Consider the following 16,636-nt stretch of genomic DNA (forward strand, 5'->3'; position numbering starts at 1 on the left):
GTGGGCACGGCTCAGCACGGGGAAACCGCTGATTCTACCGGGCAACGATGGCCATCGACCGGGCCGGGCGGGGCACCGCCATGGCCGGCACATGTTGCATCGCAATAGCAAACGGGTTAAAAATTCGTGAACCACGCCTGTCTGGCGCCGGTTGCCCGCTCCCCCTTCCCGCCCCCGCCACCCTCGGAGACGCCCATGAAGCACGCCCGTGCCTGCCTCGCCATTGCCGCCGCCCTGACCCTCGCGCCGTTCGCCGCCAGCGCCCAGGACAACGAATCGCCCTACAGCTGGAATGTCACTGCGGTGTCGGACTACCTGTTCCGCGGCGTGTCGCAGACCGACGAAAAGCCGACCCTGCAGGCGGGCTTCACCTACACCTCGCCGGTCGGCCTGTACGCCGGTGTCTGGGGCTCGGGCGTGGACTTCGGACCGGGCGACCCGAACACCGAGATCGACTACCAGATCGGCTACGGCGTGGACGTCACCCCGCGCGTCAACTTCGACGTGCTGCTGAACCGCTACACCTACCTCGGTGCCAGCAGCCAGAACTACAACGAGCTGGTCACCACCACCACGCTGGACGAGACCTACAAGCTGATCGTGGCCTACACCAACGACCAGTGGAACAGCGGTACCGACGGCTGGTACTACGGCGTCGGCGGCCAGTGGGGCCTGCCGCAGGACTTCACGCTGAACGCCAATGTCGGCCGCAGCAGCTTCGAGAAGGGCCTGGCCAAGGACTACACCGACTGGAACGTCGGCGTCAGCCGCAAGTTCGGCCTGTTCGATGTCGGCCTGGGCTACTACGGCACCGACGGCAATGGACGCGACAACTCCGGCAAGCTCGCACACAGCCGCGTGCTGCTGACCGTGGCCATCGGCAAGTAACGCCGCAGGCGTTACGGCAGGTGCCAGGCTTGCCTGGCACGCTTTGCGAAAAAGGCGCCCATCGGGCGCCTTTTTCAATTCCGCAGTGTTCCTGATCCCGGCTGGGGGGAGCCCCCTTGTTGTTCAAGGGGGCGCGCCAACGGCGCGGGGATAAGGAAACATGCGCGGACTGATTCAACGTGCCGAAGGCACGATGGATCAGTTCCAGCTGAGCACGACCTTGCCGGCCTTGCCTTGTTCCATCAGGTCGAAGCCCTTCTGGAAGTCATCGATCGGCAGCTGGTGGGTCATCACCTTGCCGAGCGGGAAGCCGGACAGCACCAGCTGGGTCATCTTGTACCAGGTCTCGTACATCTTGCGGCCGTAGATGCCCTGCACGGTCAGGCCCTTGAAGATGATCTTGTCCCAGTCGCAGCCGGCGCCCTTGGGCATGATGCCGAGCATGGCGATCTTGCCGCCGTGGTACATGCAGTCGAGCATGTCGTTGAACGCACGCGGATTGCCGCTCATTTCCAGGCCCACGTCGAAGCCCTCCATGTGCAGCTCCTTCATCACGTCCTTCAGCGACTGGTTGGCGACGTTGACCACGCGCGTCGCGCCCATGTCGGCGGCCAGCTTCAGGCGGAAGTCATTGACGTCGGTCACCACCACGTTGCGTGCACCGATGTGCTTGCAGATGCCGGCGGCGATGATGCCGATCGGGCCTGCGCCGGTGATCAGCACGTCCTCGCCGATCACGTTGAATTCCAGTGCGCAGTGCGCGGCGTTGCCGTAAGGGTCGAAGAACGCGGCCAGTTCCGACGGGATCTGGTCGGGGATCGGCCACAGGTTGCTGGCCGGCATCACCATGTATTCGGCGAAGGCGCCGTTGACGTTGACGCCGATGCCGACGGTGTTCGGGCACAGGTGCGGACGGCCGCCACGGCAGTTGCGGCAGTGGCCGCAGACGATGTGGCCTTCGGCCGAGACGCGCTGGCCGATCTCATAGCCGGTCACCGCCGAGCCGAGCGCGGCGATGCGGCCGACGAACTCGTGGCCGATGGTCAGGCCCGGCTTGATGGTGCGCTGGCTCCACTCGTCCCACAGGTAGATGTGCAGGTCGGTACCGCAGATCGCGGTCTTCTCCAGCTTGATCAGGACCTCGTTCGGGCCCGGGGTCGGCACCGGAACCTCTTCCAGCCAGATGCCCTTGGCCGCTTCGCGCTTGACCAGGGCCTTCATCGTTTGCTGCGCCATCGGGGTGGAACTCGTCAGGGGGAAAGCGCGGATTATAGGGCGCCGCGCGGATTTCCCATGTTGCGCTGCGGGTGCAGTGGCGGAACGAAAGGCGTGCGCCGGGGGGCATTTCGAACATGGACGCTGTGCTCGGCGGGCATGGCCCGGCGGATGCGTGAGTGCCGACCAAGGTTGGCTGCTACCGGGGCGTCGGTGCGCCCGGGCCATGACTTCCGGGGTTCGGGGCGGGGCAGGGTGGCGGGCTACAATCAAGGGTTCCACTACCAGGGGCCGCTCCATGCGCTCGAACCTGCTTGCATTCTCCATCGTCGCCAGCCTTGGGCTGGTCCAGGTCGCCCATGCCGCTGAAGGCATGTGGGTACCGCAGCAGCTTCCGGAAATCGCCGGCCCGCTGCAGAAAGCCGGTCTGAAGCTGTCCCCGGAGCAGCTGTCCAACCTCACCGGCGACCCGATGGGCGCCGTGGTCGCGCTTGGCGGCTGCACCGCCAGCTTCGTTTCGCCGCAGGGCCTGGTGGTCACCAACCACCACTGTGCCTACGGCGCGATCCAGCTGAATTCGACCGCCGAGAAGAACCTGATCAAGGACGGCTTCAACGCCCCGAAGCACAGCGATGAGCTGAGTGCCGGCCCGAACGCCCGTGTCTACGTGCTCGACCAGATCACCGACGTCACCGCCCAGGCCAAGGCCGCCATTGCCGCTGCCGGCAACGATCCGCTGGCCCGCAGCCGCGCGCTGGACGCCTTCGACAAGGCCCAGGTCGCCGCCTGTGAAGCCGAGGAAGGCTTCCGCTGCCGCCTGTACACCTTCTCCGGCGGCAACACCTACCGCCTGTTCCGCAACATGGAAATCAAGGACGTGCGCCTGGTCTACGCGCCCCCGGGCAGCGTCGGCAAGTACGGCGGCGACGTCGACAACTGGATGTGGCCGCGCCACACCGGCGACTTCTCGTTCTACCGCGCCTACGTCGGCAAGGACGGCAAGCCGGCGGCGTTCTCGGCCGACAACGTGCCGTACCAGCCCAAGCACTTCCTGAAGTTCACCGACCAGCCGCTGGGCGCCGGCGACTTCGTGATGGTGGCCGGCTATCCGGGCCGCACCAACCGCTACGCGCTGGCCGGTGAATTCAACGAAACCGCCAGCTGGACCTACCCGACCATCGCCAGGCACTACAACGCGGTGCTGAAGATGATCGACGAGGCCGGCAAGGCCGACGCCGACGTCAAGGTGAAGTACGCCGCCACCGCGGCCAGCATGAACAACGTGGCCAAGAACTATGCCGGCCAGCTGGAAGGCTTCAAGCGCATCGACGCCGCTGGCCAGAAGCAGGCTGAAGAAGCCGCTGTGCTGGCCTGGCTGAAGAAGCAGGGCGCCGCCGGCAAGCCGGCCCTGGCCGCACACGCGCAGCTGATCAAGCACCTGGACGCCAGCAAGGCGACCCGCGAGCGTGACCTGTTCGTCGGCCAGTTCAACAACACCTCGGCGGTCAGCGCCGCCATCGGCCTGTACCGCCTGTCGATCGAGCGCACCAAGCCGGATGCCGAGCGTGAAGTCGGCTACCAGCAGCGCGACCTGCCGACCCTGGAAGGTGGCCTGAAGCAGATGGATCGCCGCTATGTGGCGAAGATGGACCAGCAGCTGCAGACCTACTGGCTGGACCAGTACGTCGCCCTGCCGGCCGCGCAGCGCAACAACGATGTGCTGAACACCTGGCTGGGCGGCAGCGATGCCAACGCAGTCAAGGCGCTGGTGGGCAAGCTGTCGGGCACCGAGCTGGGCAGCCTGGACGCGCGCCTGAAGTGGTTCAAGGCCGACCGCGCCGCGTTTGAAGCCAGCACCGATCCGGCCATCCAGTACGCGGTGGCGATCATGCCGTCGCTGCTGAAGCAGGAAGAGCAGAAGAAGATCCGCGAAGGCGAGTCGTTGACCGCGCGCCCGCTGTACCTGCAGGCACTGGCCGACTACAAGAAGAGCCAGGGCGAGTTCGTGTACCCGGATGCCAACCTGTCGCTGCGCATCACCTTCGGCAACGTGATGGGCTATGAGCCCAAGGACGGCGTGGCCTACACCCCGTTCACCACGCTGGAGGGCATCGTCGCCAAGGACACCGGCGTGGATCCGTTTGATGCGCCCAAGGCCCTGCTCGACGCGGTCAAGGCCAAGCGCTACGGCGGCCTGGAAGACAAGCGCGTCGGCTCGGTGCCGGTGAACTTCCTGTCCAACCTGGACATCACCGGCGGCAACTCCGGCTCGCCGGTGCTGGATGCGAATGGCAAGCTGGTCGGCCTGGCCTTCGACGGCAACTGGGAATCGGTCAGCTCCAACTGGGTGTTCGATCCGGTGATGACCCGCATGATCGCGGTCGACAGCCGCTACATGCAGTGGATCATGCAGGAAGTGGCGCCGGCACCGGAGCTGCTGAAGGAACTGAACCTGGCGAAGTAAGCCGGTTGCGGTAGTGCCGGCCGCTGGCCGGCAAATCCCAAAGCCCCGCGACCCACGTCGCGGGGTTTTTTCATGCCCGGCCCGGTGCGCCGAACGGGTATCATCCGTGTTCCGCGTACTTCACAGGATGTGAACGAAACGCGGAACCTCCTCCCCCCAGGACCCCTTGCACGCATGCGCATCCTGCTTGCCCGCCACGGCGAAACGCCGTGGAACGCCGAAGGCCGCTACCAGGGCCAGATCGACATCCCGCTTTCGCCGATCGGTGAAGCCCAGGCCCAGGCACTGGGTGCCCGCCTGGCCTCGGTGGACATTACCCGTGCCGTCGCCTCGCCGCTGTCGCGCGCGCAGCGCACCGCGCAGCTGGCGCTTGGCGCTGCCCGCGCCGACATGCTGCTGACCGAGCCGGAGCTGCAGGAAATCGCCCACGGCGAATGGGAAGGGCTGCTGGCCAGCGAGATCCACGAGAAGGACCCGTCGCGCCTGCAGGCCTGGCGCGAGGAGCCGGACACCGTGCTGATGCCCGGCGGCGAATCGCTGCGGCTGGTGCTGGAACGCAGCTGGCGTGGCCTGGCGCGTGCCACCGAAGGTCTCGGTGAGCACGACACCCTGCTGGTGGTCGCCCATGACGCAGTCAACCGGGTGATCCTGTGCAAGGTGCTGGGCCTGCCGATCTCCCGCCTGTGGACCTTCCGCCAGGCCCCGACCACGCTCAACCTGCTTGAAGGCGCCGACCTGGACAGCCTGGAAGTGGTGCGCCTGAACGACTGCGCCCACCACACGCCGTTCTTCGGCGAAGCCAAGCATCGCGCCCTCTGATCCATCCCTTCGCATCAACTGCTTCTGCTGGAACCGCTGCCGTGACGAACACCCCGACCACCCTGGCCGACTGGCTGGACTACATTGAACGCCAGCACCCGGCGACCATCGACATGGGCCTGGAGCGCGTGCGCGCCGTGGCCACGGCAATGGGACTGGACGTGCCGGCCAAGCGCACCATCGTGGTCGGTGGCACCAATGGCAAGGGTTCCACCGTGGCCTTCATCGAAGCCATCGCGCGTGCCGCCGGCTGGAAGGTCGGCGCGTACACCTCGCCGCACCTGCTGCGCTACAACGAGCGCGTGCGCATCGACGGCCAGGACGTGGACGATGCGGCGCTGGTCGCTGCGTTCAACGCCATTGAAGCGGCGCGCGGCGACATCACGCTGACCTATTTCGAGTACGGCACGCTGGCCGCACTGCGGCTGTTCGCCGATGCCGGACTGGATCTGGCGGTGCTGGAAGTGGGCCTGGGTGGCCGTCTCGATGCGGTCAACATCGTCGATGCCGATGTCGCGGTGATCACCACCGTCGACATCGACCATGCCGAGTGGCTGGGCGAGGATCGCGAAGCGATCGGCACCGAGAAGGCCGGCATCATCCGCGGTTGGAAGCCGGTGATCCTGGGCGAGACCGACCCGCCGTCGAGCGTGCTCGCACGTGCCTATCTGGTCGGTGCCAATGCAATCCGCGGCGGCAGCGACTACTTCTACGAGCCGATCGATGCCCAGCGCTGGCGCTGGCGTGATGTCGGCATGCGCATGGAACTGCCGACCCCGGCCCTGGCCGGCCCGATCCAGCTTGCCAATGCCGGTGCCGCCATCGCCGCGCTGCGCGCGCTGGACAAGCCGGTGCCGCGTGCCGCCTGGGCCGCCGGTATCGCCGCGGCGCGCATCGCGGGCCGGATGCAGGCGTTCGAGCGTGATGGCGTGCAGATCCGGGTCGATGTCGGCCACAACCCGCAGGCCGCGGGCCAGCTGGCGCGCGCATTGAAGGCCGAAGTGATGCCCGGGCGCACCCTGGCGGTATACGCCGCGCTGCAGGACAAGGACGCAGTGGGCGTGGTGCAGGCCCTGCAGGACGTGGTGGGCGAGTGGACCCTGGCCGGGCTCGATGGCCCGCGTGGGCAGGATGCTACCCAGCTGCAGGCACGCCTGGCCGGTACCGTGGCCGCCTCGGCAGCACTGGCCGGCAGCGTCGAGCAGGCGCTGGCACAGGTGCTGGCGCAGGCCGGGCGCGGCGACCGCGTGCTGGTGTTCGGCTCGTTCCATACCGCTGCGGCCGCCCTGCACTGGTTGAGCGGCGAAGCCTGATCTGCGTTCAGCCAACGCCGACGCCGTCCGGTCCGGCACCCGTATAATCGATGGCAACCTCCGGACAGTTGCCTGCCTCACGTGGATACGCCCCTGAAACAGCGTCTGATTGGTGCCATCGTGCTGGTGGCGCTGGCCGTGATTTTCTTGCCGATGCTGGTCAAGGGGCCGGCACCTGACAGTGGTGTCGCCAATGTGCCGATCGCCGCACCCAATGCGCCGGCCGATGGCCAGTTCGAAACCCGCGAGCTGCCGCTGGTCGCGCCGGCAGGCGGCGCCACCGGGCTGCAGACCGGCCAGGCCAGGCCGGTGCAGGAGGCTGCAACGCCTGCCTCACCGCCGACCGTGGACACCTCGCCGGCGGTTGCCGCCGGCAACTATGCGGTCACCTTCGGCGCTTACGGCAGCAAGGCCGACGCCGATGCGGTGATTGCCTACCTGAAGCGCTCGCAGCTGCCGGGCTTCGCCGAGACGGCCACCATCAACGGCCGCCAGGCGTGGCGCGTGCGCGTCGGGCCGTATGCGGACCGTGCCCAGGCCGAGGCCGCGCGCCTGCAGGCGGTGAAGATCCGCGCCGACGTGAAGGCCGAAGTCATTGCCCTGGATGCGCCTGCGGCCAACAGTGCCGCCGTTGCCGCGACTACGGCCCCGGCTGCATCCAGCGCCAGCACACCGGCTGCAGCCACTGCACCGTCGGCCAGTAGCAATCCGGTGCGCAGCGAAAGCCTGCCGCCGAGCACGCCGACGGCCACCACCACTCCGGCAACCAGGCCGGAACCGCCGAAGCCGGCGCCGAAGCCCGAGGCGGCGAAGCCGGAAGCCAAACCCGAGCCGAAGCCCGATGCGACGGCCAGCAAGCCGGCGACGGCCCCGGCGACGCCGGCGGCACCGGCCGCCAGCGGCGTCGGCTTTGCCGTGCAGCTGGGCGCGTTCGGCCAGGCCAACGATGCCAACGCGCTGCGTGACAAGGTCCGCGCCGCCGGCTTCAGTGCCTTCGTCGAGCAGGTGCGCACCGAAAAGGGCACCCTGCACCGCGTCCGCGTCGGGCCGGTGGCCAACCGCGCCGATGCGGAGCAGCTCAAGGCCCAGGTCGCCGCCAAGGTCGGCGTGGCCGGCATGGTCCGACCGCACCCGTGACCGCGCGCGTCGCCCGCTGCAGCCACCGGCAGGAGCGGGCGGCGTGATCGATATCGTGCTGGGCGTGCTGATCGGCGCCTCCGTACTGTTCGGTTTCATCCGCGGCTTTGTCGGCACGGTGGTCGCGCTGGTGTCATGGTTGCTGGCCGGCTGGATGGCCTTCACCTTCGGCAATCAAGCCTCGCACTGGTGGGCGGCCCCCCAGGCACCGGGTACCGGCCACTATCTGGCCGGATACCTGGGCGTGTTCGTTGTGACCGTGGTGGTGGTGGGGCTGATCGGCCTGCTGCTGAAGGCCGCCATCAAGCTGACCCTGCTCGGCGGCGTCGACCGCCTGCTCGGCGGTACCCTGGGCCTGGTCCGCGGGCTGTTCCTGTCCAGTGTGCTGTTGCTGTTGGCCGGTTTCACGGCGCTGCCGGGCGAACCGGCCTGGCAGCAGTCGCAGCTGCGGCCCGTGCTGCAGCCGGCCGTGGCCTGGATGCAGGCCCAGCTGCCGCAACTGGACGAACTGTTGCCGCAGGCCCTGCCACTGGACGGCCTGTTGCCTGTGCAGCTGCCCTTGCCCCTGGCCGAGAATGCCCCATCTACACCGCAGGTGTTGGGCAAGCCGACGGCGACAGGCGATAATGGTGTCCTCAACGCGGTAGTGGCGGGTGGCGGATGGCCGCAGCCCGTGGACGTGGAGCGGGAGCCCCGGCCGGCCCCCACACTGCCCAGCAACATCGAGCCGGCGCCTGCGCGTCCGGCGCGGCCCGCGCCTGCTGCGGGCGCCCCCCCAGGCCAGGTACGGCCACCTTCCCTGTAACTGGGCACAGCCCAGCGGAGACCTCGCACCATGTGTGGCATCGTCGGAATCGTCGGCAACCAGAACGTCGCCGGGCAGTTGTATGACGGCTTGACCGTCCTCCAGCACCGTGGCCAGGACGCGGCGGGTATCGCCACCGCCAGCGGCAGCCGCCTGCGCGTGCAGAAGGCCACCGGCCTGGTCCGCGATGTATTCGATGCGCGCACCATGTCGACCCTGGAAGGCAGTGTCGGCATCGCCCATGTGCGTTATCCCACCGCTGGTTCGGAAGGCATGGACGAGGCACAGCCGTTCTACGTCAATTCGCCCTACGGCATTGCGCTGGCCCACAACGGCAACCTGATCAATACCGAGGCGCTGCGCCAGCAGGTGTTCGAGCAGGACCGCCGCAACGTCAACACCGATTCGGACAGCGAAGTGCTGCTGAACGTGTTTGCGTTCGAATTGGACGCACAGCGCCAGCTCAGCCCGGAAGCCGCGATCCGCGCGGTCGCCGGCGTGCACCGCCGCTGCAAGGGCGGCTACGCGGTGGTCAGCGTGGTGCTCGGCCTGGGCCTGGTCGCCTTCCGTGACCCGCATGGCATCCGCCCGCTGGTGCTGGGCAAGCGCAGCCACGCCGAGGGCGATGAGTACATCGTCGCCTCCGAGTCGGCGGCGCTGGACGTGCTGGGCTTCCAGCGCGTGCGTGACGTGCAGCCGGGCGAAGCGCTGGTGATCACCGCGCGCGGCGAGCTGTTCTCGGAGATCTGTGCCGAGCCGGCCGAGCACACCCCGTGCATCTTCGAATACGTGTATTTCGCGCGTCCGGATTCGATGATCGACAACGTCTCGGTGCACAAGGCGCGCATGCGCATGGGCATCAAGCTGGGCGAGAAGATCCTGCGCCTGCGCCCGGACCACGACATCGACACCATCATCCCGATCCCGGATACCTCGCGCGATGCCGCGCTGGAGATCTCCAACGTGCTTGGGGTGAAGTACCGCGAAGGCTTCATCAAGAACCGCTACATCGGCCGCACCTTCATCATGCCGGGGCAGGGCGAGCGGGTGAAGTCGGTGCGCCGCAAGCTCAACCCGATCCACCTGGAGTTCCGCAACCGCGTGGTGCTGCTGGTGGACGACTCGATCGTGCGTGGTACCACCAGCCAGCAGATCGTGCAGATGGCCCGCGATGCAGGTGCACGCAAGGTCTACCTGGCCAGCGCCGCGCCGCCGGTGCGCTTCCCGAACATCTACGGCATCGACATGCCGGCCGCCGAAGAACTGGTCGCGCACAACCGCACGGTGGAAGAAATCGAAGCCCACCTGGGCTGCGACTGGCTGATCTACCAGGATCTGGAAGACATGGAAGCGGCGGTGAGCGAGGGCAACCCGGCACTGCGCAACTTCGATTCGTCCTGCTTCAACGGCCATTACCCGACCGGCATCGAACCGGGCTATTTCGAGCGCATCCAGCAGCTGCGTTCGGACGACGCCAAGCACAAGCGCCGCGCCTGAGGCCCAGGCGTGATGGACGTGCCCGAGGTTGGAGGCGACCTGCTGCGCGCCGCGCAGCGGTGCCTGGCCGAAGCCGATCCGCTGCGCAAGGTCGCGCTGACCCAGGCCTGCGCCGCCGCGTTCCGTGCCGGCCGCCTGAAGGTGGCCGTTGATGCACCGCCGCCGGAGCCGATCCGCATGCCGGGCCGGCCAGCGCAGCTGCGGCTGGTGCATCCGCGTGAAGTGCCGAGGCGCGGACTGGGCGGCGTGGAGGGACGTGCCGCCTTCATCCACGCCATTGCCCACATCGAACTCAACGCGATCGACCTGGCCTGGGATGCGGTGTACCGCTTCCGCGGCCTGCCGCCGGCGTTCTACGCCGACTGGGTCAGCTGTGCCGACGACGAATCGCGGCACTTCATGCTGCTGCGTGGGCGCCTGCAGGTGCACGGTCATGACTACGCTGACTTCCCCGCGCACAACGGCCTGTGGGAAATGTGCGAGAAGACCGCGCATGATGGCCTGGCACGCATGGCGCTGGTGCCGCGCGTGCTGGAAGCGCGTGGCCTGGACGTGACCCCGGGCATGATCGAGAAGCTGCGCAATGTCGGCGATGGTGATACCGCCGATGTGCTGGAAGTGATCCTGCGCGAGGAAGTCGCGCATGTCGCAGCCGGATCGCGCTGGTACCGCTGGTACTGCGACCGCGCCGGTGTCGAGCCGCGCGCGCGTTTCAAGGAGCTGCTGCTGGAGTACGCCGGCGGCTACCTGCATGGGCCGTTCAACATCGAAGCACGCCTGCTGGCCGGCTTCGATGCCGACGAGCTCGCCAACCTGGTCGAGCAGGCCGGCTGAGAAAAAGGGGACGGAGGTAATTAAGTCGCTTATGGCACAAACGACTTAATTCCCTCCGTCCCCTTTTTCATGCGTTCGGCAGCACCACGCGCTTGCCATCCACGGTCGGCCGGTTGATGTAGAACAGGCCGGGCCCCGGTCGATACGGCAGCTCGCTGACGCCGGCGTCGGCGGCGTAGGTCAGTGCGGTATCGCCCAGGGCATCGAAATTCCAGTGTGCCGACTGCATCAGGTAGCGACGGCGCAGCAGCGCTTCCTGGGTCTGGGTCAGTGCCTGCCCGGCGACCAGGCGACGGGCGATCGGCTGTAGGGCGGATGGAAGTTCCCAGCCCTGGACCCCGGCGGCCTGCGCACGCCATTGCACGCCAGCATCGATCGCATGCTGCTGCATCATCTGCAGGGCGATCAGCTGGTAGCGCCAGTCGATGCGCCTGCGCAGCACGACCGCGGCGGTGACGTACAGCACGGGTGACAACAGCACGCTGCGGCTGCCGGCCCGGCGCTGCTGCTGCCATTGGTGCCAGACATCCACCCAGATTTCCTTGTCGCCGACGCCGAGCTGCTGCCGCCAGCGCTCGGCATCGGCCTGCGTTTCAGCGTAGGCGGTGGTGGCCTGCAGCATCGCCAGCGGCGGTATCCGGTAGTCAGCAACAGCGGGGCGACGCAGCTGCTGCCGCCGTGGCCGGCTGAGCAGCTTGGGGCCTTCCTCAAGCTGGTTGTAACCGCCCCCGATGTTGGCATGCACCCCGGGCAGGGCGATCTCGGTGAACGGCGGTGCCACGCTGGTCAGCGGGTAATGCTGGCGATGTTCGTCGCGCGCGGTGAGCTGCACGACGTGCGCGGCGATGCCACTGCGCAGGGCGAGACGTGGCTGTTCATCGGCGCGGCCGCCACTGACCGCAACCACGGTGTCGAACAGGCCGATGAAGCGCACGACCGGCACCGCGGGGGCGAAGTCGGCGGCACAGGCCAGGCCCGCCCCCTGCAGCAGCTGGCGCCAGCGTGAACCGTCCCAGCCCTGCAGCTGGTTGGCGATATCACGCGCCGCGGCAGCGCCCCGCGAAAAGCCGAACAGATCCAGCTGCACGCGGCGCAGCGGCTGTCGCCAGCGCGCGGCCAGCCCGGCAAGTGCAGCCGGCAGCAGCACCTGCAGCGCGCGCTGCACCTTCGCACGCACGCCGCTGGCACCGATACCGAAGGCCAGTCCGATCAGATCGTCGTCGGCATCATCGCGGGTGCCGACCCCTTCCACATAGATCGACAGCGAGGGCGTGGCCACGGCATCGCGGCGGCTGTCCGGATACAGCTGCTGCAGCCGGGCGATGTTGGTCTCACCGTTGTCGTAGCTGCTGGTCAGCCGGCTCTGGTAGGTCGAGTCATCATCCGCGCGCAGCTGCACCGGGCGTGGATGCGGCTGCTGCGGGCGACCGCGGGCCAGGTTGTGGGCGTTGTTGCGGGTGCCATCGAAGAACAGGCCGATCCGCAGCAAGCCGACATCTTCGTCCGTGTCCTGCGATCGTGCCATGTGCATTCCTCGTCGTGGCCGCGTCAAAGTAGCGCGAAAAATGTGTATTTGCGATGTGTAGTGACGCTTTTGACCTGACTGAACGCAGATGCGGTTGATCACAATTCCTGATTTTCATTCGCATCAACTATTGAATTCACACGACCCGCGCAGGCCATATGGCCAAACCCGGCAAACCCGGGCGTGCTGCATCAACGCTGTTCACATCATTCAAGGAGCGACGCAATGTTGTCCAGATCGATTGGCAAAGCGGCAGGTGGCCTGGTGTTGGGTTTGTCGGTGGCAGCGGCCGCGCATGCGGCACCGTTGTTCGAGCCGGTGACGGTCATCAGCCGGGCATCGGCAAACAGTGAGCCCGCGCTGGGCAAGCTGCTGGCCACCCCGTCTACTGCGACGGTGCAGGAAGTCCGGGTCGACGCAGCGGCCACTGCGCAGCCACAACTGGAGTTCGAGCTGCTTGGCCAGCGCGTGCAGGCAGTGCGCAGCAAACTCGAGGCGCTGCCCGAGGGGGGCAGCATCTGGTACGGCCAGTTCCGCTCGCCTTCGGACAAGCTGACCGCGGCAACCTCCAACGGACAGGACGATCCCGGCAACTCGCTGATCCTGGTGCGCTCGGGCAACACCATCACCGGTTCCATCCGCAAGGACGGCAAGCTGTACCGGCTGCGCCCGCTGGGCAACCGCCATGTGCTGGTGGAGGTGGATGAGTCGCGGATGCCGGCCGACCATCCGGCCGATTACAACCAGCTGCCGAAGATCCCGATGGGCGACAACGATCGCATCGGCATCGCACAGGCCTCGTCCGGCACCCCCGCGACCATCCGTGTGCTGGTGGTGGCGACCAATGCCGCGGTGGCGGCCTACGGCGGCAACATGCAGTCGCTGGTGCAGCTGGCGGTGGCCGAGTCCAACCAGGGCTACGTCAACAGCAACGTCGGCATCACCATGCAGCTGGCCGGTTACGAGACCACCAGCTACACCGAGTCGGGCAGCTTCGATACCGACCTGGCGCGCTTCCGTGGCACCAGCGATGGCTACATGGACAGCATCCATACCAGTCGCAACACCACCGCCGCCGATGTGGGCGTGCTGCTGATCAACAACACCGCCTACTGCGGCCTGGCCTCAGGTATCGGCTCGACGGCATCGACCGCGTTCGCGGCGGTGTACTGGGATTGCGCGACCGGCTACTACTCGTTCGCACACGAGATCGGTCACCTGCAGAGCGCGCGGCATGACATCGCCACCGATTCGAGCACCTCGCCCTATGCCTATGGCCATGGCTATCGCTATGAGCCGTCGACGGGCACCGGCTGGCGCACGATCATGGCCTACAACTGCACCCGCAGCTGCCCGCGCCTGAACTACTGGTCCAACCCCAACATCAGTTACAACGGTATCCCGATGGGCAATGCCAGCACCGCCGACAACCAGCGCGTGCTGGTCAACACCAAGGCCACCATCGCGGCCTTCCGCTGAGTCCAGGCGCCGACCAAGGTCGGCGTCTACCCGGGCGCGTTTACCTGCTCCGGTAGATGCCAACCTTGGTTGGCAACCTGCGATCGATCATTCGCGGGCCAGCGTATCCAGCGACCAGCCGCTGGCATCCACGCGCAGCACCGAACCCTGTTCGTACCAGTCACCCAGAACGATGCGGGTACAGCCGCGTCCACCGGCCTGCAGCGAGTGAATTGCCGGGCGGTGGGTATGGCCATGGATCATGGTGTCCACCCCGTGGCGGACGAAGGTGGCCTCGACTTCGGCAGGGGCCACGTCGGTCACCGACTCGAACTGCGCACGGTCTTCCTGCTTCATCTCGGACTGGCGCGCCTGGCTGGCGTCGCGGGCCTTCTGTGCGAAAGCGATGCGTGCCGCCAGCGGCTGTGACAGGAACTGCGCCTGGAACGCCGGGTCGCGCGTCTGCGCACGGAACTGCTGGTAGGGGATGTCATCGGTGCACAGCAGGTCACCGTGCTGCAGCAGCACCGGGCGGCCGTACAGCTCGATCATGCACGGGTCGGGCAGGATGCGCAGGCCGGCACGGCGTGCGTAGTCCTCGCCGAGCAGGAAGTCGCGGTTGCCGCGGATGAAGTACACCGGCACGCCGCTGTCGGACAGCACCTTCAGCGCATTGGCCACCGCGTCGGCGGCAGGCGAGGGCGTGTCGTCGCCGATCCAGGCTTCGAACAGGTCGCCGAGGATGTACAGAGCATCAGCGCCGGGCGCCTGCTCGCGCAGGAAGCGCAGGAACAGGTCGGTGATTTCCGGACGGCTGGGGTCCAGATGCAGGTCGGAAATGAACAGCGTGGTCATGCCTGCATTCTAGGCCATCCACGATGACGGTAGCGCCGGGCCATGCCCGGCGGCCGTCACACCGGCAGCGGCAACCAGGCCAGGCTGGCCGAGGCCAGCAGCACCGCGATGCCGGTCGCGGCCAGCACGTCGCTGGGGTAATGCAGGCCGAGCACCACCCGCGACAGCGCAACGCCAGCGGTGAACGGCACCAGCAGCGGCGCCAGCCACGGGTAGTAAGCCAGCGCGACAATGGTGAACGACACCGCGTGCAGGGTGTGGCCGGAGGGGAAGCTGAACTCGTCCAGCGGTGCCACCCAGGCGCGGATGCGCAGGTCGGCCGCGTACGGGCGCGGGCGCCGGGTCCAGCGCTTGAGGCCCTTGTACAGCAGCAGTGCGGCCAGGCCGGTGGCCGCCATGTGCACCGAGGCGCGCAGGCCGTCGAAGCCATCCAGCAGCACCAGCGCGCCCATCAGCACGTACCAGAACACGCCATCGCCGAGCCGGCTGATGACCGAGAACAGGCGACGCACGCGGCGACGCCGGCAGTAGTGGTTGGCGCGCCTGCACAGGCGCGCTTCGCGGTCGGCCAGCAATTCAAGCCGCGTGGTGCGCATGGCCGCTCCTCCGCGAGTGGGCCAGCTCGGCCAGCAGGGCATCGAATTCGGCGACCACCTGCTGTGGATGCAGGCGCTTCATCGCGCGCGCGGCGTTGCTGCCCAGCAGGTGGCGTTGCGCATCATCGGCAGCCAGCCGCACGGCGGCCTCGACGAACTGCTCATCATTGTCCACTGCTGCGCCATTCTCGCCGTTGCGCAGGTACTCGCGCGCGGCGCCATAATCGAAGGCGACGGTGGCTACACCGCTGGCCATGCTTTCCAGAGTCACGTTGCCGAAGGTCTCGCTGCGGCTGGGGAACAGGAACAGGTCACCGCTGGCGAAATGCCGTGCAAGCGCTTCGCCGCGCTGGATGCCGCAGAAGATGAAGTCAGGATTCTCGTGCGCCAGCTTTTCGCGTGCAGGACCATCGCCCACCCACACGAAGCGCGCCTTGGGGCGGATCTGCTGCAGCTTGCGGAACGCTTTTACAGCCAGGCCAAGGTTCTTTTCTGCGGCGATGCGGCCAACGTAGATCGCCACCAGGCCGTTGCCGTCCACGCCCCATTCCTCGCGCAGCGCCGGGTCGCGCCTGCCCGGATCGAACTGCTGGCTGTCGACCGCGCGTGCCAGCAGGCGCACACGCTCGAAACCCTGTTCGCCAAGGAACTGCTGCAGCTCGCGGGTCGGCACCAGGGTGGCATCGGCCTGGTTGTGGAAACGACGCATCCAGCGCATCGCGGCAGCCTGCAGCCAGGCCACGCCGTAGTCGGGCAGGTACTCGTCGAAGCGGGTGTGGAAGCCACTGGCGACCGGGATGCCGAGACGGCGTGCGGTACGCAGTGCGGACCAGCCCAGCGGGCCTTCGGTAGCGACGTAGACGGCGTCTGGACGCTGTTGCTGCCAATGGCGGCCCAGCCGGATCGGCGCCGGCAGGCCGAAGCGCAGGCCGGGGTAGCGGGGCAGCGCGGCGCCGGGAACCAGCAGCGTGCCCGGTGCCGAGTCCAGTGCTTCGCTGGCCTGGCGCGGTCGGACCAGGTCGACTTCATGGCCGGAATCACGCAGTCCCTGCTCCAGGCCCTGCACGGTGAGGGCAACGCCGTTCACTTCCGGCGGATAGGTCTCGGTGACGATGGCATAGCGCATGGCGGGCCTCCGGGTTTCCGGCATGCTCGGCTATGGCGATGTAGTGGACATGACGGCTTTGCGACCGCCAGATGACGCAGGTGCCGGCCACCGTGGGCAAGAAA

14 protein-coding genes are annotated in these 16,636 nt (G+C 67.5%); 9 read left to right on the top strand and 5 right to left on the bottom strand.

Annotated features, from left to right (window positions below):
* Positions 1-195: 195 nt before the first annotated feature.
* Positions 196-888 (top strand): TorF family putative porin, encoded by a 693-nt coding sequence (locus VN11_RS04235; protein WP_053448896.1) that lies wholly within the window; start codon positions 196-198, stop codon positions 886-888.
* A gap of 198 nt (positions 889-1,086) precedes the next feature.
* Here VN11_RS04235 and tdh read toward each other — a convergent pair whose 3' ends face one another.
* Entirely contained in the window at positions 1,087-2,109 is a 1,023-nt protein-coding gene (gene tdh / locus VN11_RS04240; RefSeq protein ID WP_008267065.1) for an L-threonine 3-dehydrogenase, read from the bottom strand.
* A 292-nt stretch (positions 2,110-2,401) separates the two neighbouring features.
* Between tdh and VN11_RS04245 the strand changes: the two genes are divergently transcribed.
* From VN11_RS04245 to VN11_RS04275, 7 genes are all read left to right on the top strand, one after another.
* Positions 2,402-4,567 (top strand): S46 family peptidase, encoded by a 2,166-nt coding sequence (locus VN11_RS04245; RefSeq protein WP_053448897.1) that lies wholly within the window; start codon positions 2,402-2,404, stop codon positions 4,565-4,567.
* Positions 4,568-4,741: 174 nt separating this feature from the next.
* A complete protein-coding gene (locus VN11_RS04250; protein ID WP_008268389.1) occupies positions 4,742-5,386 on the top strand; it encodes a histidine phosphatase family protein in 645 nt (214 codons plus the stop codon).
* 41 nt (positions 5,387-5,427) lie between these two features.
* Positions 5,428-6,699 carry a bifunctional tetrahydrofolate synthase/dihydrofolate synthase gene (folC, locus tag VN11_RS04255; protein ID WP_053448898.1) on the top strand — a complete coding sequence of 424 codons (1,272 nt, stop codon included), beginning with the start codon at positions 5,428-5,430 and terminating at the stop codon, positions 6,697-6,699.
* Between the two features lie 81 nt (positions 6,700-6,780).
* Entirely contained in the window at positions 6,781-7,836 is a 1,056-nt protein-coding gene (locus VN11_RS04260) for an SPOR domain-containing protein (RefSeq protein ID WP_053448899.1), read from the top strand.
* 43 nt (positions 7,837-7,879) lie between these two features.
* Positions 7,880-8,641, top strand: coding sequence for a CvpA family protein (locus VN11_RS04265; RefSeq protein ID WP_053448900.1), 762 nt, complete (start codon positions 7,880-7,882; stop codon positions 8,639-8,641).
* 30 nt (positions 8,642-8,671) lie between these two features.
* On the top strand, positions 8,672-10,138 hold the full coding sequence (gene purF, locus VN11_RS04270) for an amidophosphoribosyltransferase (protein WP_008265108.1): 1,467 nt from the start codon (positions 8,672-8,674) through the stop codon (positions 10,136-10,138).
* Positions 10,139-10,150: 12 nt separating this feature from the next.
* Positions 10,151-10,972 carry a ferritin-like domain-containing protein gene (locus tag VN11_RS04275; RefSeq protein WP_053448901.1) on the top strand — a complete coding sequence of 274 codons (822 nt, stop codon included), beginning with the start codon at positions 10,151-10,153 and terminating at the stop codon, positions 10,970-10,972.
* Between the two features lie 67 nt (positions 10,973-11,039).
* On the opposite strand, the gene VN11_RS04280 is transcribed toward VN11_RS04275, so the two are convergent.
* Complete coding sequence (locus tag VN11_RS04280) at positions 11,040-12,497, bottom strand: T6SS phospholipase effector Tle1-like catalytic domain-containing protein (protein WP_053448902.1); 1,458 nt, start codon at positions 12,495-12,497, stop codon at positions 11,040-11,042.
* A 225-nt stretch (positions 12,498-12,722) separates the two neighbouring features.
* Between VN11_RS04280 and VN11_RS04285 the strand changes: the two genes are divergently transcribed.
* Positions 12,723-13,976, top strand: coding sequence for a M12 family metallo-peptidase (locus VN11_RS04285; RefSeq protein WP_053448903.1), 1,254 nt, complete (start codon positions 12,723-12,725; stop codon positions 13,974-13,976).
* A gap of 87 nt (positions 13,977-14,063) precedes the next feature.
* Here VN11_RS04285 and lpxH read toward each other — a convergent pair whose 3' ends face one another.
* The 3 genes from lpxH to VN11_RS04300 are packed head-to-tail and all read right to left on the bottom strand — an operon-like array spanning position 14,064 to position 16,532.
* Entirely contained in the window at positions 14,064-14,810 is a 747-nt protein-coding gene (lpxH, locus tag VN11_RS04290) for a UDP-2,3-diacylglucosamine diphosphatase (RefSeq protein WP_053448904.1), read from the bottom strand.
* A gap of 56 nt (positions 14,811-14,866) precedes the next feature.
* Positions 14,867-15,406, bottom strand: coding sequence for a phosphatase PAP2 family protein (locus tag VN11_RS04295; protein ID WP_004154533.1), 540 nt, complete (start codon positions 15,404-15,406; stop codon positions 14,867-14,869).
* On the bottom strand, positions 15,387-16,532 hold the full coding sequence (locus VN11_RS04300) for a glycosyltransferase family 4 protein (protein WP_053448905.1): 1,146 nt from the start codon (positions 16,530-16,532) through the stop codon (positions 15,387-15,389). The genes VN11_RS04295 and VN11_RS04300 overlap by 20 nt, the downstream gene beginning before the upstream one ends.
* Positions 16,533-16,636: the final 104 nt, after the last annotated feature.

This window comes from Stenotrophomonas maltophilia, assembly GCF_001274595.1.
GTDB lineage: Bacteria > Pseudomonadota > Gammaproteobacteria > Xanthomonadales > Xanthomonadaceae > Stenotrophomonas > Stenotrophomonas forensis.